At 29.9% G+C, this 18,898-nt stretch carries 24 protein-coding genes, 2 tRNA genes and 1 pseudogene; 4 read left to right on the top strand and 23 right to left on the bottom strand.

The window, feature by feature from the left end; all coding sequences use genetic code 4:
• Nucleotides 1-4: 4 nt before the first annotated feature.
• From rpsH to rpsJ, 16 genes and pseudogenes are all read right to left on the bottom strand, one after another.
• Nucleotides 5-421 (bottom strand): 30S ribosomal protein S8, encoded by a 417-nt coding sequence (rpsH, locus tag EXC60_RS00135; protein ID WP_029670554.1) that lies wholly within the window; start codon nt 419-421, stop codon nt 5-7.
• A 2-nt stretch (nt 422-423) separates the two neighbouring features.
• Nucleotides 424-609: a type Z 30S ribosomal protein S14 gene (locus EXC60_RS00130; RefSeq protein ID WP_024543946.1), complete on the bottom strand. Its 186-nt coding sequence runs from the start codon at nt 607-609 to the stop codon at nt 424-426.
• 10 nt (nt 610-619) lie between these two features.
• Entirely contained in the window at nt 620-1,174 is a 555-nt protein-coding gene (rplE, locus tag EXC60_RS00125; RefSeq protein ID WP_029670553.1) for a 50S ribosomal protein L5, read from the bottom strand.
• Nucleotides 1,174-1,524 carry a 50S ribosomal protein L24 gene (gene rplX, locus EXC60_RS00120; RefSeq protein ID WP_024543944.1) on the bottom strand — a complete coding sequence of 117 codons (351 nt, stop codon included), beginning with the start codon at nt 1,522-1,524 and terminating at the stop codon, nt 1,174-1,176. Before rplX ends, rplE begins: the two co-directional genes overlap by 1 nt.
• Nucleotides 1,524-1,892 (bottom strand): 50S ribosomal protein L14, encoded by a 369-nt coding sequence (gene rplN / locus EXC60_RS00115; protein WP_024543943.1) that lies wholly within the window; start codon nt 1,890-1,892, stop codon nt 1,524-1,526. The genes rplX and rplN overlap by 1 nt, the downstream gene beginning before the upstream one ends.
• Nucleotides 1,885-2,160 (bottom strand): 30S ribosomal protein S17, encoded by a 276-nt coding sequence (rpsQ, locus tag EXC60_RS00110; RefSeq protein ID WP_024543942.1) that lies wholly within the window; start codon nt 2,158-2,160, stop codon nt 1,885-1,887. The genes rplN and rpsQ overlap by 8 nt, the downstream gene beginning before the upstream one ends.
• A gap of 176 nt (nt 2,161-2,336) precedes the next feature.
• Nucleotides 2,337-2,822, bottom strand: coding sequence for a 50S ribosomal protein L29 (rpmC, locus tag EXC60_RS00105; RefSeq protein ID WP_024543941.1), 486 nt, complete (start codon nt 2,820-2,822; stop codon nt 2,337-2,339).
• Nucleotide 2,823: 1 nt separating this feature from the next.
• Complete coding sequence (rplP, locus tag EXC60_RS00100; protein WP_024543940.1) at nt 2,824-3,264, bottom strand: 50S ribosomal protein L16; 441 nt, start codon at nt 3,262-3,264, stop codon at nt 2,824-2,826.
• Complete coding sequence (rpsC, locus tag EXC60_RS00095; RefSeq protein WP_024543939.1) at nt 3,242-3,973, bottom strand: 30S ribosomal protein S3; 732 nt, start codon at nt 3,971-3,973, stop codon at nt 3,242-3,244. The genes rplP and rpsC overlap by 23 nt, the downstream gene beginning before the upstream one ends.
• Before the next feature lie 305 nt (nt 3,974-4,278).
• Nucleotides 4,279-4,650 (bottom strand): annotated as a pseudogene (gene rplV / locus EXC60_RS03270) (50S ribosomal protein L22); the annotation flags it as partial.
• 4 nt (nt 4,651-4,654) lie between these two features.
• Nucleotides 4,655-4,930: a 30S ribosomal protein S19 gene (rpsS, locus tag EXC60_RS00085; protein ID WP_024543937.1), complete on the bottom strand. Its 276-nt coding sequence runs from the start codon at nt 4,928-4,930 to the stop codon at nt 4,655-4,657.
• On the bottom strand, nt 4,930-5,775 hold the full coding sequence (gene rplB / locus EXC60_RS00080) for a 50S ribosomal protein L2 (RefSeq protein WP_024543936.1): 846 nt from the start codon (nt 5,773-5,775) through the stop codon (nt 4,930-4,932). Before rplB ends, rpsS begins: the two co-directional genes overlap by 1 nt.
• Before the next feature lie 52 nt (nt 5,776-5,827).
• Nucleotides 5,828-6,442, bottom strand: coding sequence for a 50S ribosomal protein L23 (gene rplW, locus EXC60_RS00075; protein WP_024543935.1), 615 nt, complete (start codon nt 6,440-6,442; stop codon nt 5,828-5,830).
• Nucleotides 6,442-7,176 carry a 50S ribosomal protein L4 gene (gene rplD / locus EXC60_RS05865; protein ID WP_029670549.1) on the bottom strand — a complete coding sequence of 245 codons (735 nt, stop codon included), beginning with the start codon at nt 7,174-7,176 and terminating at the stop codon, nt 6,442-6,444. The genes rplW and rplD overlap by 1 nt, the downstream gene beginning before the upstream one ends.
• The gene (gene rplC, locus EXC60_RS00065) at nt 7,176-8,003 is read right to left on the bottom strand and encodes a 50S ribosomal protein L3 (RefSeq protein ID WP_024543934.1); all 828 of its coding nucleotides are present in this window, start codon (nt 8,001-8,003) and stop codon (nt 7,176-7,178) included. Before rplC ends, rplD begins: the two co-directional genes overlap by 1 nt.
• 38 nt (nt 8,004-8,041) lie before the next feature.
• Entirely contained in the window at nt 8,042-8,347 is a 306-nt protein-coding gene (rpsJ, locus tag EXC60_RS00060) for a 30S ribosomal protein S10 (RefSeq protein ID WP_024543933.1), read from the bottom strand.
• A gap of 279 nt (nt 8,348-8,626) precedes the next feature.
• On the opposite strand from rpsJ, the gene yihA reads away from it, so the two are divergent.
• From yihA to EXC60_RS00040, 4 genes are all read left to right on the top strand, one after another.
• Nucleotides 8,627-9,178, top strand: a complete 552-nt coding sequence (gene yihA, locus EXC60_RS00055) for a ribosome biogenesis GTP-binding protein YihA/YsxC (protein WP_024543932.1) — start codon at nt 8,627-8,629, stop codon at nt 9,176-9,178.
• 93 nt (nt 9,179-9,271) lie between these two features.
• Nucleotides 9,272-11,644 carry a phosphoketolase family protein gene (locus EXC60_RS00050; protein ID WP_024543931.1) on the top strand — a complete coding sequence of 791 codons (2,373 nt, stop codon included), beginning with the start codon at nt 9,272-9,274 and terminating at the stop codon, nt 11,642-11,644.
• 48 nt (nt 11,645-11,692) lie between these two features.
• Nucleotides 11,693-11,908, top strand: a complete 216-nt coding sequence (gene rpmE / locus EXC60_RS00045) for a 50S ribosomal protein L31 (RefSeq protein ID WP_024543930.1) — start codon at nt 11,693-11,695, stop codon at nt 11,906-11,908.
• Nucleotides 11,909-12,022: 114 nt separating this feature from the next.
• On the top strand, nt 12,023-13,090 hold the full coding sequence (locus EXC60_RS00040) for an alanine/ornithine racemase family PLP-dependent enzyme (protein ID WP_024543929.1): 1,068 nt from the start codon (nt 12,023-12,025) through the stop codon (nt 13,088-13,090).
• A gap of 29 nt (nt 13,091-13,119) precedes the next feature.
• Here the strand turns inward: EXC60_RS00040 and EXC60_RS00035 are convergent, their stop codons facing one another.
• The 7 genes from EXC60_RS00035 to EXC60_RS05855 all read right to left on the bottom strand — a co-directional run bounded on the left by EXC60_RS00035 (nt 13,120) and on the right by EXC60_RS05855 (nt 18,898).
• The gene (locus tag EXC60_RS00035; RefSeq protein WP_024543928.1) at nt 13,120-13,365 is read right to left on the bottom strand and encodes a hypothetical protein; all 246 of its coding nucleotides are present in this window, start codon (nt 13,363-13,365) and stop codon (nt 13,120-13,122) included.
• 85 nt (nt 13,366-13,450) lie between these two features.
• Nucleotides 13,451-15,865 (bottom strand): leucine--tRNA ligase, encoded by a 2,415-nt coding sequence (gene leuS / locus EXC60_RS00030; protein ID WP_024543927.1) that lies wholly within the window; start codon nt 15,863-15,865, stop codon nt 13,451-13,453.
• Between the two features lie 106 nt (nt 15,866-15,971).
• Nucleotides 15,972-16,046: transfer RNA gene (locus EXC60_RS00025), tRNA-Gln, on the bottom strand.
• Nucleotides 16,047-16,049: 3 nt separating this feature from the next.
• Nucleotides 16,050-16,133: transfer RNA gene (locus tag EXC60_RS00020), tRNA-Tyr, on the bottom strand.
• A gap of 39 nt (nt 16,134-16,172) precedes the next feature.
• Nucleotides 16,173-17,096, bottom strand: coding sequence for an NAD(P)/FAD-dependent oxidoreductase (locus EXC60_RS00015; RefSeq protein WP_029670548.1), 924 nt, complete (start codon nt 17,094-17,096; stop codon nt 16,173-16,175).
• Nucleotides 17,097-17,125: 29 nt separating this feature from the next.
• Nucleotides 17,126-18,115, bottom strand: a complete 990-nt coding sequence (gene lgt, locus EXC60_RS05860; RefSeq protein WP_024543925.1) for a prolipoprotein diacylglyceryl transferase — start codon at nt 18,113-18,115, stop codon at nt 17,126-17,128.
• A gap of 87 nt (nt 18,116-18,202) precedes the next feature.
• Nucleotides 18,203-18,898 carry a DUF402 domain-containing protein gene (locus EXC60_RS05855; RefSeq protein WP_084522400.1) on the bottom strand — a complete coding sequence of 232 codons (696 nt, stop codon included), beginning with the start codon at nt 18,896-18,898 and terminating at the stop codon, nt 18,203-18,205.

The raw sequence follows: 18,898 nt of genomic DNA, 5'->3' as shown, positions 1-18,898 counted from the left end.
ATACCTATCAAATAAATGCTAGTACTTCACCACCAACATTTGCCTTTCTAGCTTCTTTATCTGTTAGTAAACCTTTTGAAGTTGAAACAATAACAGTTCCATAACCACTTAAAACTTTAGGTAATGAAGTTGCTGGAGAATAAACTTTTAGACCTGGTTTTGAAATTCTTTTAAGTCCTGAAATAGCAGATTGATTTTGATTAATTCCCTTATATTTTAAAGTGATTTTAATTTCTTTAAAATCATGATTTTTTGGATTTTTGAATTCTTCAAAATCAGTGATGTAACCTTCTTTTTTGAAAATTTCTAAGATTTTCATTTTCTTTTGAGAAGAAGGAACATTAACTTCATGATATTTACGGGCAATTGCGTTTTTGATACGTACAAACATATCTGCAATTGGGTCTATAATAATCGCCATAATTATCAGCTCGCTTTCTTCATACCAGGAATTTTACCTTCATGAGCTAATTCTCTGAAGCAAATTCTACAAATTTTATATTTACGCAATACAGCATGCACACGACCACAAATTTCACATCTTGTATATTTTCTTACTTTAAATTTAGGTACACGTTTTGCTTTTGCAATTAATGATTTTCTAGCCATCTAGTACTCCTTATTTTGCAAATGGTACGCCTAAATGTTTTAGTAATGCTAAAGCTTCTTCATTTGTTTTAGCATTGGTTACTAAAATTACGTCCATCCCTTTCAATTTACGAATTTTATCGAAACTTATTTCTGGGAAAATAATTTCTTCTTTAACACCTAAAGCATAGTTTCCACGACCATCAAAACTTTTAGGGTTAAGTCCGTTAAAATCACGAACACGAGGTAAAGCAACTTCAATTAATTTAGTTAAAAATGATCACATTCGTTCACGTCTTAAAGTTACTTTTCCACCCATTGGCATTCCTTCTCTTAATTTTCAAGAAGCCAATGATTTTTTAGCAGTTGTTTGAAATGGTTTTTGACCTGCAATTTGAGCAAGTTCAACCATAACTTCCTCAATTGCTTTTGAGTTTGATACTTCATTACCGGCTGTCATATTAACAACAATTTTTTCAAGTCTAGGAACTTGCATAATTGAAGAATAGTTAAATTCTTTCATTAATGCAGGCTTAACGTCTTTTAAATACTTCTTTTCAAGTTCTAATTTTTTAGTTTTAGCCATTATTTATCTCCTGAGACATTCTTTTTAATTTTTCTTAAAAATCTTTGTTTTTTACCGGTTTTTTTATCAACATTTCATCCTACTTTAGAAGATACTGCATTTTTATTATTTGCATCTCCTTTTTTAACCATGTAAGCTACATTTGAAATGTGAATTGGAAATTCTTTCTTTTCAATTCGACCTTCTTGATTTTCTTGAGAAGGTTTGTGATGCTTGGTTTTTTTGTTAATTCCTTTTAGAATAACTGATTGTTTTGAATAATTAATTTCAATAATAGGTGCTACTTTTCCTTTATCTTCGCCAGTTAAAACAACAACCATATCATTTTTTCTTAATTTAGCAGCAGACATTATAAAACCTCCGGTGCAAGTGAAATGATTTTTAAATAACCTTTTTCACGTAGTTCTCTAGCAACGGGACCAAATACCCGTGTGCCTCTTAATGAACCATCTTCTTTAATCAAAACAACAGCATTATCATCAAATCTAATGTATGAACCATCAGGACGTTCTAAGCCACGTCTAGTTCTAACAATCACAGCTTTAACAACTTGTCCTTCTTTAACAATCCCAGTAGGAATTGCTTTTTTAACTGTAACTAGAACAACATCTCCAATGTTTGTACTTCTAACAATCGAACCTCCGAAGTTTTTGATGATCATAACTTCTTTAGCACCTGAGTTGTCAGCCACATTGCATCTTGAAAATTCACTAAGCATTATCATTACCTCCAATAGCATGTGATCTAACTTCTACTAATCTAAAATGTTTGGTTTTAGATAAAGGACGAGTTTCTTGAATTTTTACAACATCACCAATTTTTGCAATGTTATTTTCGTCATGAACAGCGAATTTTTTAGATTTTTTAAATCTTTTTGCATAAAGTGGGTGTTTTTCATATGTTTCAACTAAAACGGTTGCAGTTTTTGCATTTTTAATACTAATAACTGTACCAACTAAAATTTTTCTATGATTTTCTCTAGCCACAGAAGCTTTCTTTTCAACCTTAGGAGCTTTTTTAGGTGTAGATTTTTTAACTACTGGTTTTTTAACTTCAGCGCTAGCAGATTTTGCTTCTACCTTAGCTGTTTGTCTTTTGGTAGTTGTAGTTTTTTTAGCGGCTGCAGGTTTTTTAGCAGCAACTTTCTTTGTTTCTTCAGCCATTATTTATCTCCTTTTTTAGTAGTTGCTTGTTTTTTAGCTTCAGGTTTTACTTCTTTTTTAGTTGTTTTAGTTGTAGTTTGTTTTTTAACTGTAGGTTTTGAAGATTCTTCTTTAGTTTCTTTTTGTTGTCTTTCAACTTTAGGAGTTTCTTTCTTTGCCACAGTTGCTTTTTTATCTAATTTAGGTTCAGAAGTTTTTGGTTTTTCTTCTTTAACTTCAACTTTTTTAGGTTTTTCTACTAATGTTTTTTTAGTTTCTTTTAATTCAGCAACTTTTTTAATATCGTTTAAATATTCATTAGTAGTTTTTTGGTTTAGAGCAGTTAATGCTCTAGCAATTGATTTTCTAATAATATCAATACGGTGTGTTTTGTCTAATTGACGAGTTGCATTTTTGAAACGAAGCGAGAATAATTCAGCACGATATTCAGCAACTAATTCTTCAAGTTCTTTAACTGATTTATTAACTAATTCAGAATATTTCATATTATTCTCCTTCCTTAATTTGAGCAGGTTTTTGTTCCTTAGCAACAATCTTTCATGTTACAGGAAGTTTATGACCGCCTAATCTTAAAGCTTCTTTCATAACATCTTCAGTATTTCCTAATACTTCAAACATTACTGTCCCTTCTTTAACAACTGCTACTCATTCTTCGGGACTACCTTTACCAGATCCCATCCGAACACCGATTGGTTTAGAAGTTTTTGACATATTTGGGTAAATTTTAATAATAACTTTACCTTCACGACCCATATGACGAGTAATTGCAATACGGGCAGCTTCAATTTGTCTTGCAGTAATTCATGCTGATGAAGTTGATTTAATTCCAAATTCACCAAATGTTACTGTATTGTTTCTTGCGGCTTTAACTTTGTCATGACGAATACGAAACATTTTTCTATGTTTAGTTCTTTTCGGTTGAAGCATGTTTTTCACCGCCTTTTCTATTAAATTGTCTTCTTGGTTTTTCTTCTTTTGATTCTAATAAATCTTCTTTAGAATTATTTTCACCAAGAGAAACTCATACTTTGACGCCCAAGATACCATAAGTTGTTTTAGCAGTAGTTACTGCATAATCAACATTTTGTCTTAGTGTGTGAAGTTTCATTTCACCTTCGGTATAACCTTCAGTTCTAGCCATATCAACACCGTTTAAACGACCAGCAACTGAGGTTTTAATTCCTCTAGCTCCAGCTTTTAATGCAGCTCTAATTGCAAATTTTTGTGCTAAACGGAAATTACCACGATTTTCTAATTTAATAGCAATTCCTTCAGCTAATAATCTTGCATTTAAATCAGGACGTTTTAACTCTAATACATTAATAGTAATATTAGCTTTCTTGTTCCTAATAAATTTCTTTAATAAAGTATTTCAAGTTTTAATGTTTTCACCGTTTGTTCCTAATACTGCAGCAGGTTTTGCTGTATATAAAGTAACAACAATATCATTTGATTGAGATCTTTGAATTTCAACTTTTCCAATTAAAAATTCACGAACTTTTTTATCAAAGAAATCATAAATCTTTTGATCTTCTAATAAAGAAGTTGCAAATTGAGCTTTATCAGCATATCAAACAGTATTATGAGGTTTGGTAATACCATAACGAAAACCATTTGGATTAACTTTTTGTCCCATTATTTGTCTCCTTCTTTTTTAGTTACCTTTTTTGTTGCAGGTTTTTTAACATTTGCTGGTTTAGAAACTTTTGCGGTTTCTTTAGGTTTATCAGTTTTTTTGTCTACAGATGTAGTTTTTGTAGTTGCTGGTTTCTTTGCAGCAGGTTTTGGTGATGCTTTTTTATCAGCAACTACTTTTTTAGTAGTAGCTTCTTGCTTTTTAGGCTCTTTTGCAACTTCTTTAGTTGATTTTAAAGTTGCTTTTGCTTCTTTTTTGGCTTCAGTTGCTTTAGCTTTGTTAATTTCTTTAGCTTCTTCAGCAATAATGTCGTTAACTGAACCAATTTCTGCTACTTCAATATAGAAATGTGAGGTTCTTTTTAATATTGCGAATGCTCTTCCTCTTGCATGAGGTTGGAATCTTTTTAGTGTTGGTCCATCGTTTACTAGAAGTTTTGAAATATATAATTTTGTTGCATCAAGCCCAGCATTGTTTGTTGCATTAGCAATTGCTGAATTTAACAATTTTAATAAGATAGAAGAAGTTTTTTTGTAAGTATTACGTAGGATATTCAATGCATCAGTAACTTTTCTGTAACGAATTAGATCAGCAACAAGTCTAGCTTTTCTAGGGCTCACTCTTTGCATTTTTACAGATGCATTAGCAGATTTAGTAAGAATTTCTTTTAAAGACATGATTTTACTTCTTTCCTTTATCTGCACCATGGCCATTAAAGGTACGTGTTGGTGCAAATTCACCCAATTTGTGTCCTACCATATCATTTGATACAAATACATCAATAAAAGCATGACCATTATGAACTTGGAATGTAAGTCCAATAAATTCAGGATAGATTGTTGAACGTCTTGATCAAGTTTTAATTGGACGTTTAGGGTTTTTGCCTTCAACGATTGCCATAACTTTTTTCATTAAATGATCATCAACAAATGGAGGTTTTTTTAATGAACGAGACATTATTTAGTATCCTTTCTTCTTCTAATAATAAGTTTATTTGATGCTTTTTTGGTTCTTCTAGTTTTCACACCAAGAGCTTTTTTACCTCAAGGTGTCATTGGACTTTTACGTCCAATAGGTTGGTGGCCTTCACCACCACCATGTGGGTGATCATTTGGGTTCATAGCACTACCTCTAACAGTAGGTCTAATTCCCATAAGTCTATTTCTTCCGGCTTTTCCTAGATTAACTAGTGAATGTTCTTCATTACCAACTTCGCCAACGGTAGCACGGCAAATACCTAACACTTTTCTAACTTCACCAGATTTAAGTCTTAGGATAATATATTTTCCAGATTCGTCTTTACCTAAAATTTGTGCAGAAGAACCAGCTGAACGAGCAATGATTCCACCTTGTTTAGGTTGAAGTTCAATGTTGTGTACATAAGTACCTTCAGGAATATTTTTTAATGGAAGTGAATTTCCAATTTGAATGTCAACATGTTCTCCTGAAATAATTTGTTGACCAACTTTAATACCTTTAGGTGCAATAATATATCTTTTTTCACCATCTTTGTAAGCAACAAGAGAAATGTTTGCTGATCTATTTGGATCATATTCAATTGTTTTTACTGTTGCTACAATGTCATCTTTGTTTCTTTTAAAGTCTACAATCCGGTAGAACCTTTTTAATCTTCCACCATGATGACGAGTTGTGATTTTACCTTGATTATTTCTTCCCGCATGTGTTGGAAGTTGTACAAGCAATGATTTTTCAGGTGCATGGCCTGATAAATTTGCTTGATAATCAAGAGAAGACATATTACGGCGACCATTTGTATAAGCTTTAAATTTTTTAATTGCCATAATTTCTCCTTTTCTTAAAAATATTGTTTTCTTTTAAGAATGCTTTTCGGCTTTATTTTGTTTCTTTTTTAGTAGCAGGTTTTTTAACTGCTTGTTTTTTAGGCGTTTCAGAACTATTTGTTTTTGCTTTTGAAGTTGCTGTTTTTTTAGCAGGTTCAGAAGCTTTTTTAGGTTCTTCTTTCTTTTCAGATACTACTTTAGTTTCTTTAACTTCTTTTACTTTAGTTTCTGATTTTGGTTTATTTTCTACTTTTTTAGTTTTTGCTTCAGCTGCTTTTGCAATTTTTTTAGCCGCTTTCTTTTCAGCTTCTGACATTTCGCTAGATTGAGCTTTTTTAGCTTCTTTTTCAGCTAATTTAGCTTGTTTCTTAGCGGCTTCTGCTTCTTCTTGGTATAGAATAATCTTTGATTTTTCATCAAGTTGAACATATGCTTTTTTAACAGCAGGTTTAAATCCTTTTGAACGACCTAAACTTGCGGCTTTTTTGTCATAATTAACAACTCTAACGTCTAATACTTTAACATCAAAGATAAATTCAATTGCTTGTCTAATTTCAACTTTATTCGATCTAACATCGACTGCAAATGTGTATAAGTTTTTAGCTGATCTTAAATTTTCAGTTTTTTCTGTAAGAATTGGATATTTAATAACTTGATTGAAATTCATTATTTAACCATCCCTTCTAAATATTTAACATCTGCTGCAGATAATACTAATACATCAGCTGCAAGTAAACTTTCAACCGATAAACTTGTAATTTTAGTTACATGTACATTTGGTAAGTTTCTAGCTGATAAATAAATGTTTTCATCGTTTGTAACAACTAATACATTGTTTAATTCGGCAAGATTTTTCTTTGCAAGTTGAATTAGTAAGTCTCTAGTAGAAGGTGCTTTTAATTCAAATTCATGAACTAATACTGCTTTATCAGAAGCTAATTGACTTAGAACTGATAGTAAAGCATTTCTTCTAACTTTTTTATTTACTTTTAAATTGTAATTTCTTGCTGTTGTTGGACCAAATACACGTCCACCACCAACAAAGATAGGTGATCTCATAGATCCAGCACGGGCATTACCAGTACCTTTTTGTGCTCATGGTTTTTTACCAGTTCCACTAACTTCGCCACGATTTTTAACTTTGTGAGTTGCAAAACGTTTTGAAGCTCTTTCTGATAATATTGTGTCAAAAACTGCTTGTGGATAAACTTTAGTTAAACCAAAAACTGATTTAGGCAAAGTTACATCAAAACTAACTTTTTTAGCAATTTTAGGAGTTTGAACTTTAACAGTAACAGGTTTTTTAGCATCAGAAGTTGTTTTTGCAAGTTTTGAAGTAGGTTTCTTAACTGCTGGTTTTGTAGTTTCTTTAGCTACAGTTTTTTTAGTAGTTTCAGCCATTATTTATCTCCTTCTGATGTATTTGCAGCATTTTTAGCTTCTTCTTCAGCTTTTTGTGCTTCTTTTATTTTTGATTTCATTTCAGCAACTGTCATTTTCATATTAAAATCAAGGTTGTATTTTTTAGCTTGTTCAAAAAGTTCATTTTTGATCAAAGCTTCTTTAAGATTAAGAAGTGTGATTTCTTGTTTCTTAACTGAAGTCTTTTTAGCTTTTCTAATAACCACTAATGCACCTTTAGCACCAGGAGTTGAACCTTTGATTAAAATAAGATTTTTTTCAATGTCAACTTTAATGATTTCAAGATTTTGAATTGTTACTTGTTCATGACCCATATGTCCAGGCATTGTCATTCCAGGTCATACACGGTTTCCCATAATATCACCAATTGATCCAGTTTGTCTAATCGGTTGTGATCCACCACCACCACCATGAGATTTAGGACCAATGTGTTGGTTATATCTTTTAATAGTCCCAGCAAATCCTTTACCTTTAGATATAGCTGTAACATCAACTATTTCTCCTCCACTAAATAATGAAGCATCAATAGTATCACCAAGCTTATATCCAGACATGTTCCGGATTTCTTTTACGAAGCGCTTAGGTGTTGTGCTTGCTTTTTTGAAATGGTTAATTTCAGGTTTTTTGATTTGTGATCTTTTTTTGTCTTCCAATGCAAGTTGGGTTGCAACATACCCATTTTTTTCATTGGTTAGAACATTAGTAACAACATTTGGTTTAACTTCAACAATAGTTACCGGTATTAAGTTACCATTTGAGGTAAATAGTTGAGTCATTCCAACTTTTCTTCCTAAGATTCCTTTCATATTTTTCCTTTCTATAAAAAACAAAAGTCTGCTAATGATTAATTAACAGATTTCAAATTAACTTGAACTCCAGCTGGAAGTTCTAATCTTTTCATTTTGTCTACAAGAGTTGCATTAACTGCTTGTAGAACAATTAGACGTTTGTGTGTCCTACTTTCGAATTGTTCACGAGATTTTTTATTAATGTGAACTGATCTTAAAATAGTAATAATTTCTTTTTTAGTTGGTAAAGGAATAGGACCAGATACTTTGGCCTTTTCTGATTTTGCTAATGTGACAATTTTCTTAGCAGCTTCATCAACTAGATAAGCGTCAAAAGATTTAATTTTAATTTCTAATTTCATAAATGTGTTCTCCTTGTCCATATTTTTGAACTAACTCCGCATAAGTTCTCGGTCACAAAGATGAACAACTAAGCTTGGTGTCCCGTAATCTTATGTTTCAAAGTTATAGTTGCATTAGTAATTTTATACTAAAAATATTTTTTTTCACAAACTTACATAAAAATTTATTTTATAAATAAAATAGTGAAATTTTAGAACAATTTTAGCATAAAAATGCGCCTAAAACTATGCTGTTTCATATTAAAGTTTTCACAAATTTTAGTTATAATTTCAACTGCAATGTGAAAATATTTAAAATCTGCTGCAGACCAAAATAGTTGGCTAAAACATGCTGGTAAAGAACTTGTTTTTTGAGGTCGTTCTAATGTTGGAAAATCAAGTTTAATTAATGCTTTAAGTGAGACAAAAATTGCTAAAACTTCAGCAACACCAGGCCACACTAAATTAATCAATTATTTTCAAACTAACAATAATAAAATTATTGTTGATTTACCAGGTTATGGTTATGCATCACTAAACAAAAAACAACAAAATAAGATTGTTGGAATCATTGACTTTTACTTTAAAAATGGTCAAAATAATAAAGAAGTTTGCATCTTAATTGATGCCAAAATTGGCTTTATGCCAATAGATGTTGAAATGATTGAGTATCTAAAATCATTAAACATTAAATTTAGCATTATCATTACCAAAATTGATAAAGCAAATCAATCACAAAAATATAAGGTTAAAAATCAAGCAATGTCATTAAGTAATGATGTTGAAATTTTTCTAGTTTCTGCAACAAAAAAGATTGGACTTAATGATTTAATTGAGTTTTATAACTTGTAAAATTTGCTTTTATTTTTAATAAATTAAAACCTAAAAATTAATATAGTAAAATAGTTATACAGTAACTTCATTTTAATAATCAAGGAGATAATAATGATCGATAAAAAATATGACGAACCTACATATTTGCAAAATATGGATAAATGATTTAGAGCGGCAAATTATTTATCTGTTGCACAAATTTATTTGAGAAATAATCCATTACTAAGAACTAAACTAAAAAAAGATGATATTAAGTTATATCCAATAGGACACTGAGGAACAATTCCTGGCCAAAATTTTGCATATGTACATTTAAATAGAGTTATTAATAAATATAACCTTAATATGTTTTATATTGAAGGCCCAGGACATGGCGGCCAAGTTATGATTTCAAATTCATATTTAGATGGTTCATATTCTGAAATTTATCCAGAAATTCCTATGTCAGAAGAAGGAATTAAAAAACTTTGCAAACGTTTTTCATTTCCAGGAGGGTCAGCTTCTCATGCTGCTCCTGAAACTCCAGGTTCTATTCATGAAGGGGGTGAACTTGGATATTCATTAAGTCATGCATTAGGTGCTATTTTAGATAATCCAGATGTAATTGCAGCAACCGTGATTGGTGATGGCGAAGCTGAAACTGGGCCTTTATGTGCTGGATGATTTTCGAATGTCTTTATAAATCCTGTTAATGATGGTGCAATTTTGCCTATTTTACATTTAAATGGAGGTAAAATCTCAAATCCAACTATTTTATGCCGTAAAACTAATAAGGAATTAAGGGAATATTTTAATGGTATGGGTTGAGAACCTATTTTTGTTGAAGGTGATAATCCTAAAAAAATGCATGCTTTAATGGCTAAAAAATTAGATTTAGCAATTGAAAAAATTTTGTCAATTCAAAAAGAAGCAAGGAAAAAACCTGCAAATGAAGCGTTAATGCCTAAATGACCAATGATTGTATTAAGAACTCCAAAAGGTTGAACTTGTCCTAAAACTTGAAATGGTGAAGCTATTCAAGGTAGTTTTAGAGCGCATCAAGTACCTATTCCTGTTTCTGCATTAGATCCAAAATATATTAAAGAACTAGAAAAATGACTTAAATCATACAAACCACAAGAGTTATTTGATTTAAGTGGAAAACCTATTAAAGATATTCTAGAATTAGCTCCAAAAGGTGCTAAAAGAATGGGTAAAAATCCGATTACTAATGGTGGAATTAACCCTAAGCCTTTAGCATTAGATGATTGAACAAAATTTGCCTTAGATATTAAAAATCCAGGCGAAATTAAGGCACAAGATATGGTTGAACTTGGTAAATATTTAGCTTCATTAATTTCTTTAAATCCACATAATTTTAGAATTTTTGGTCCTGATGAAACCAAATCAAATCGTTTGAATGCAATTTTTAAGGTAACAAATCGCCAATGACTTGAACCAATTTCAGCAAAATATGATGAATGGATGTCTCCTGAAGGTAGAGTTATTGATTCACAATTATCTGAACATCAAGTTGAAGGATTTTTAGAAGGTTATGTCTTAACCGGAAGACATGGAATTTTTGCAAGTTACGAAGCTTTTTTGAGAGTTATTGATTCTATGTTAACTCAACATATGAAATGACTTAAAAAAGCAAGTGAACTTAAATGAAGAAAGCCTTATCCTTCATTAAATGTAATTGCAACATCGACCTCATTTCAACAAGATCATAATGGTTATACACATCAAGATCCTGGCCTTTTAGGTCATTTAGCTGATAAACGTCCGGAATTAATTAGAGAATATTTACCTGCTGATACAAATACTTTACTAGCAGTAATGAATAAAGCGTTTACAGAAAAAAATGTCATTAATTTAATTGTTGCTTCAAAACAACCACGTGACCAATTTTACAATATAAATGAAGCTAAAGAATTAGTTGAAAAAGGCTATAAAATAATTAATTGAGCTTCTAATGTCAAAGATAATGATGAACCTGATTTAGTTATGGTAGCTTCTGGAGTTGAACCTAATTTAGAATCATTAGTTGCAATTTCTTATTTACACAATGCATTCCCTAATTTGAAAATTAGATATGTTTATGTACTTGATCTATTAAGATTGAAATCACCTTCATTAGACCCTAGAGGCATAAGTGATGAAGAATTTGATAAAGTATTTACTAAGGATAAACCAATTGTTTTTGCATTTCATGGTTATGAGGGATTAATTAGAGATATTTTATTTTCAAGAAAAAATCACAATCTAATTGTTCATGGATATCGTGAAAATGGTGATATTACAACAAGTTTTGATATTAGATTTTTATCAGAAATGGATCGTTTCCATATTGCTTACGATGCCGCAAAAGCAGTATATCAAGATAAAGCAAATGAATTTTTAAAAACATTAAAACAAAAAATGTCTACACATACTGCATATGTTAGAGAATATGGCTATGATATGTCTGAAATTATTAACTGGAAATGAAAAAATATTAATTAATTTATGTTAAAATATGAAAATCAATTTGTAAAGTAGTAAAGGAAAATTATGAAGAAAGATATACACCCAAAATATGGTGAAGTTAAGGCAGTATGTACTTCATGTAACACAGAACATGTTTTTGGCTCAACCGCTGAAAAAATTAGTGTAGATATTTGCTCAAATTGTCATCCATTTTACACAGGAAATCGTTCAACTGCTAAAGCTAGAGGACGTGTTGAAAGATTTAACAAAATTCTTGAAAAATCAAATACAAAAAAATAATTATTTATTAAATCAAAAGGCCTATGTGTTAAGCATAGGTTTTTTATTAATTTCTCTCACATGCTTTTTAAAAACCAAAATATGAAGTAGAATTTAAGTGTATAAGGTGAAGAAATGAAATATCCAAAGATAATAATTAACGAAACTAAATTTTTAAATAACATAAAAGTTGCAATGCAAATTTGCAAAGAAAAAAAGATTGAAGTATTGGCCGTTACTAAAGGTTTTTGTGGAAATAAAAAAATGGCTGAATTGTATGCAAAAGCTGGAATTAAATATTTTGGTGATTCAAGACTTGAAAATTTTGATGTTTATAGCGACATCAAAGGACATAAACAATTATTAAGAATTCCATCGCTTTCTGAAATTCCTGATGTTGTTAAAAAATGTGATTCTAGTTTAAATGGTGATATTCAAACAATTAAAACAATTAGTGAATATTGCATTTTAAATAAATTAAAACCTCACAAAATTGTTTTGATGATTGATTTAGGTGATCGTAGAGAAGGCGTGTTACCTAATGAAACTATGAAAGTAGTTGATGAAATCATTAAATTAAAAGGTGTTGAATTAATTGGTTTGGGTTGTAATTTTGGATGTTATGGGGCAAGAATTCCATCAGATTGAGCTATGAAAGAATTTGTTGATTTACAACATAATATAGAAAACAAATATAACCTAAAATTAACACATATGTCTGGTGGAAATTCATTAAGTTTACATTTAGTTTGAGAAAATAGAATGCCTAAAGAAATAAACTTTTTGAGAATGGGTTTTGCAATGATTTTTGGGACTGAAGATATGTATCGCAAAACAATTCCTGGTATGTATCGTGATTGCTTTAGATGTGAAGCAGAAGTTATTGAGGTTGACTATAAAAGTTCAATGCCTGTAGGTGAAGCTGGAATTGATGCTTTTGGTCATAAACCTCATTTTGACGATATTGGTGATATAAAAAGAATTATCTTAAACATTGGAAAATTAGATACTGCTTTTGATGCGATGTATCCTAGAGACCAAGATCTTAAAATTTTGGGCGGATCAACTGATCATTTAATCATTAATGCAAATGATTCAAAAATTAATTATAAAGTTGGCGATATTGTTACTTTTGATCTAGATTGAACATCACTTCTTTATTTGTTTAATTCCAAATATGTGGAAAAAGTTTTTGAAAAATAGGCCTGAATTTAAGACCTATTTTTTATATTTTAAATGCAATAACTAAAGCCAACATTATAAGTTGTAGTTTCACTATTGTCCCATTTATAAGTTTGGTCTTTAGTTTTGATTTCACCTTTTGGTGCAGTAGTTGCTTTAACTGTTCCAATAATTGAACTAATTAAACTAATTCCTGCTGGAACTAGTGAAGTTATTGCCGCAATTACTGAAGAAATCGCAAATCCACCTTCCAGGGTTTTTAATTTGTTATCATCAACTTTTACAAATTTGTTCATTTTCCTCCTTTACTATAATCTTAATATTGAAAGAAAATAACAAATTAAAAATGAGAAACATTTGTGAAAGTAAAAAAGAAGGTTACTAATTAGTTATAAAACTAATAATCTTGCCTTCTTTATAAATTTCTTTAATAATTTTTTTGCCTTCAAGTCATTTTGAAACAGAATTAATAGCCTTTGCATTATTTAAAACATCTATTTCTTTTCAGTTAGGTAAAATCTCAATTTCGCCACGAACTTTCCCATTAACTTGAATTCCAATCACAGGATTTTTTGCAATTATTTTTTGTTTATCAGCATAAGGTCATATTTGTTGATCTAATGGTTTTTCATGCATTAAAAATAATAATTCTTCAGCTAAATGTGGAGCAAATAAACTAAACATTACAACAAATTTTTTAAGTGCAGATAATGTGTTTATTTTTTCTAAAGTAGTTAAGAAATTAATAAATACCATCATTTTACTAATAATTACATTGAATTTGTATTGTGATAAATTTTCTTCAACATCAACAATTAGTTTATTGATTTCGCTTTCAAGTTCATTAGATTCTAATAAAGGGTCTTGGTTTTGGGGCTGAATAAAATAAGAAATTTGATTATAAACTCTATCTAATCATCTTCTTATCCCATCAAGAGAATCAACATTCCAAGATTTGCTATCAACTAAAGGACCCATAAACATTTCATAAGTTCTTAAAGCATCAGCACCATGCGATTCAACATATTCATCAGGATTTATTACATTTCCTAATGATTTAGACATTTTTTGACCATCAGTTCCTAATATTAAACCTTGGTTAATTAATTTCATAAATGGTTCTTTAGTAGGAACTAAACCTTTATCAAACAAAAATCTATGTCAAAATCTAGCATAAAGTAAATGCAATACAGCATGTTCTTGACCACCTATGTATAAATCAACAGGAAGTCATTGTTCAAAACGCTTTTTAGCTTCTTCGCTATCTAATGGAAGATATGTGCCATCATCGTTTTTAAGAATATAAGCTAAATAATATCAACTAGACCCTGCTCATTGTGGCATAACATTTGTGTCATGTGAGAAATATTGCTTGCCAATTTTAAATCTTGTTCATTCTTTTACATTTGCTAAAGGGCCTTTGCCATCATTTGAAGGTTTGATGTTATTAATTTTTGGAAGTTCAACAAGTTCTTTAACCAAATAAATATTATTGTTCTCATCGTAAATAACAGGAAATGGTTCACCCCAATATCTTTGTCTAGAAAACACTCAATCATGTAGTTTGTAATTAACTGATTTTCTAGCTTGTCTTAATTTAGATAAAGCTTCAAAGATTTTTTCACTAGCATCATTATTTAGCAATTTGTTTGCAATATCACTATTAATGTGTTTGCCATCCCCAACATAAGGTAAGGGTTCATTTGTTTCAATAATTGAATTAATCTCTAAATTGTATTTTCTAGCAAATTTATAATCTCTTTCATCATGTGCAGGAACAGCCATGATTGCACCTGAACCATAACTTTTTAGAATGTATTCCGAAATTCAAATAGGAATATCTTTTTTGGTTAGTGGATGAGTTACATATGAACCTGTAAAAACACCAGTTTTTTCTTTTGAAGGATTTGTTCTTTCTAAATCGGTTTTAAGTTTCATTTGAGAAATATATTTGTTAACCAAGCTTCTAAAAGTTGAAGTGGTTATTTTTGAAACTAAAGGATGTTCCGGACTTAAAATGATTGCACTAACACCATAAATCGTATCTAATCTAGTGGTATAGGTTGTGATTGTAGTGGTTGAATTTTTTATTTTTCAAAAAACATTGTATCCTGCAGATTTGCCAATTCAATTTTTCTGCAATTGAACAACACTATTAGGTCAGTTTACTTCTTTTAAACCATCTAAAAGTTCATTTGCATACTTAGTAATTTTTAAAACTCATTGATCCATTGGCTTTTTAACAACAGGAAAATGTCCACGTTCACTAACTCTAATTCCATCAACTTCAACAACTTCTTCGTTAGCTAAAACAGTGCCAAGTCCTTCACATCAATTAACATCAATTGATTCAATGCTTGCTAATCCTGCCTTGTAAAATTCTTTAAAAATTCATTGCGTTCAGTAATAGTATTTTGGATCAGTTGTGTTTATTTCTTTATCATAATCATATGAAAAACCCAAAGACTTTAATTGTCTTCTGAAATTATCAATGTTTTTGATTGTAAATTCATTTGGATTGTTACCAGTTTTTAAAGCATATTGTTCAGCAGGAAGTCCAAAAGCATCTCATCCAATTGGATGCAAAACATCATATCCTTGTAGCCTTTTGTATCTACTAATAATATCTGTTGCAGTATATCCTTCTAAATGCCCAACATGTAATCCAGCACCTGATGGATATGGAAACATATCAAGAATATATGCTTTTTTATTATGAATATTTGTCGTTTTGAAAGTCTTATTTGTTTCTCAAAATGACTGTCATTTTTTTTCTATTTCTTTATGGTTATACATAACATTAAATTATATAAACATTTTTTTCTATTAATGTAAATTAATTGAAAACAAAAATTAAAAAAAGCAACCAATTTTGGTCACTTTTAAAGTCATTTTTATGAAATGGCTGCCCCAGTTAGATTCGAACTAACGGATGATGGCACCAAAAACCACTGCCTTTCCACTTGGCTATGGGGCAAAATGGTGGAGGGGGAGGGATTCGAACCCCCGAACCGTTAGGAAGTGGGTTACAGCCACCCGCGTTTGGCCGCTTCGCTACCCCTCCACAATTTACGATAAGTATTATATACTAAAACTTTTAAAATTAAGAAATTTTTAGGTTGATTAATTTGGCTGCAATTGTTCCATCATTTGTTGCTGTTGTGATTTGACGAACAGTTTTTTCAATAACATCTCCAATTGCAAATAAATTAGGTTCTTTAGTTTCCATATTTTTATTAACAACAATAAAACCTTTACTATCTAATAGTGTTTTGTTGCTAATAAATGACGTTGCAGGTTTAAATCCAATGTATGGAAAAACTGCATCAATTTTCATTTCAACAATTTTGTTATCAATACTAGCTTTAATTTTTTCAACTTTATTAGTTCCTAATATTTCTAAAATCACTGAATTTTCATGGATGAACATATTTTTTTGAGCCCTAACTTTTTCAACAATTGATTTTTCAGCAATAATTCCATCACGAACAAAAATATGCACTTCACTAGCTAATGCAGACAAATATAAACCTTCTTCAAAAGCAGAGTTTCCTCCACCAATAATTGCAGTTGGCTTGTCTTTATACAATGTACCATCGCAAACTACACAATATGAAACACCTTTATGATTAAATTTTTCAATGTTTTTAACTTGTGTAGGAACTAAATTTTGCATACCTGTTGCAACGATTGCAAATGGAGCATAATAAATTTTGCCATTTTCCAATGTCAAAATTTTTCAATTCTTTTCATCAGATTCTAAACTAGTAACTTTTGAAAAAACAAAGGATGTACCTTGCAATTTAGCTTGATTATACATAGAAAATGCTAAATCAACACCGCTTATACTATTAAATCCTGGATAATTTTCAATCTTTGATTGTTCTGCTAATTTTCCACCTGGGTTTGTTCCTTCTATTACTAAAACTTTCACATTATTTCGTGCTAAATAAATTGCTGCAGTAAGACCTGCAGGGCCTGCACCAATAATTAGAACATCAAAGTCCTGAATCATTTTCTCCTTCATAATATCTCTCCTTGAATAAAAAATTCCAACTAGTTAGTTGAAATGGTTTCTTGTTGGTCCTTATTTTTCTTCTTAAACTTAAATAAATTTAAAAATCAATTTCCTTTTTTAGCTTTTTTGTCTTCTAAAATATTAACTGGTTCAACATATTTATTTTTTTCTTCATAAATAATGAAATAAAATACTTTTGCTAATTTATCATTTCTAAATGCAGGAATCTTATAAACACTAAAATCTAATTTTAAAATAAATTCGAATAATGCAATCATAAAGACACCAGTAACAATGTAAAACGCAGCAATTACTTTATAAATTGTATAACTATTTCCATCACGCAATGGTTCCATACCTTCACGAATAATTCCATAGTATAGAACATAAATTCCAGCAGTTGTTCCAGGGCGTAGTCAATTATAGTAATTTAATACTCAAACAATTAGAATATAAGCAACCAAGTTTGCCATAGATTCATACAAGAACAATGGTAAATGATACTTGCCACCAATGTACATATGTTTCCTAATAAGTTCAGGTAAAATCTTAAACGCTAATGAATCAGGAGTCATTTCGTAACCATAAATTTCGTGGTTTGCAAAGTTTCCTCACCGTCCAATTGATTGACCTATTAAAACAGCTGGTAAAATAATGGTAAATGCTTTTCGTAAGTTGATTTTTCTTCCACCTTTTGAAAACATCAAATAAACCACACAACAAATAGTAGCCGTAATTACTCCACCATGGATTGAAAGCCCACCTTCTCAGATAGCTCAAAATCGTTTAACTGTCTCTCATTGTTTATCAATAGCTTGTTGAATAATAAAGACTAATCTAGCACCTAAAAGTGCAGTTGGCAAAGCAATGAAAATTAAAATTGCTAATTGTTCAAATGGATATTTTTCTCTTTTTCAAAAATATCAAATAGTCAAAATTGCAGTTAGCATCCCCAACATCATAGTTAAAGAATAAACATAGATTGGGCCTAACTTTAATTGAACGCCAGCAAAATCCTTTGGTGTCATTGCTATTTATGTCTCCTTTACATACTAAATAATTTACTAATTATAATATAAAGTTTTTTATTTAAATTAGATTAATCAAATTGAATTTTATATGTCTCCTTGCTCTTTCAACATTTTTTCTATGTTATTAACTAATTTAGTTGAAAAAACACCATTTTTTGTTTTAAACTGGTCAAATAAATAATCAAGTTCGTCGTATAGTCTATGAATTAACTGAAATGAATAATGATATTTTGTAATTGATTCTTTAAAGTCTTGTCAATCAATGACATTAAATTCTTCATCAATATAACTTTTGACATCAATGTCAAAATCAATATATTGAATAACATTGTTGTTAATATAGAAGGGGCTCGATAAATTAACGTAAATATAATTGTGTTTGTTTTCTTTTAATGTAACTGTTGCATTATAGAATTTATTTTTTGCAAAGAAAAATAGAATTGGATCTCGTGCAATTCAATTAATTTGTTGTTCTGCAACTTTACTTTTTAATAAAAGTAAGACAACAAAATCTTTTAAATTTGCAATGATTTTTGCACCTTCATATTGACGATATAATGTTCCGTCGTATTTAAATGCTTGAATACTTATAATTGAACCTATATCAAATAGATGTCTTAATGTTTTTTTATGTTTACGATTTTGTAATGTTTCTTTTCTATCATCAAAATTGTTTTGACTAAAAGCGAAATTAGTTCTATTAGTTTGGTTTAAATTTTTAGATTCGGAAACAAGTTCATCAAAGCTTTTAAAGCCATTGTATTTATCATCTATTTTCAT

Origin of the sequence: Metamycoplasma salivarium, from assembly GCF_900660445.2 — a bacterium.
GTDB lineage: Bacteria > Bacillota_I > Bacilli_A > Mycoplasmatales > Metamycoplasmataceae > Metamycoplasma > Metamycoplasma salivarium.
This window is presented reverse-complemented; position numbering and strand designations above follow the sequence as displayed.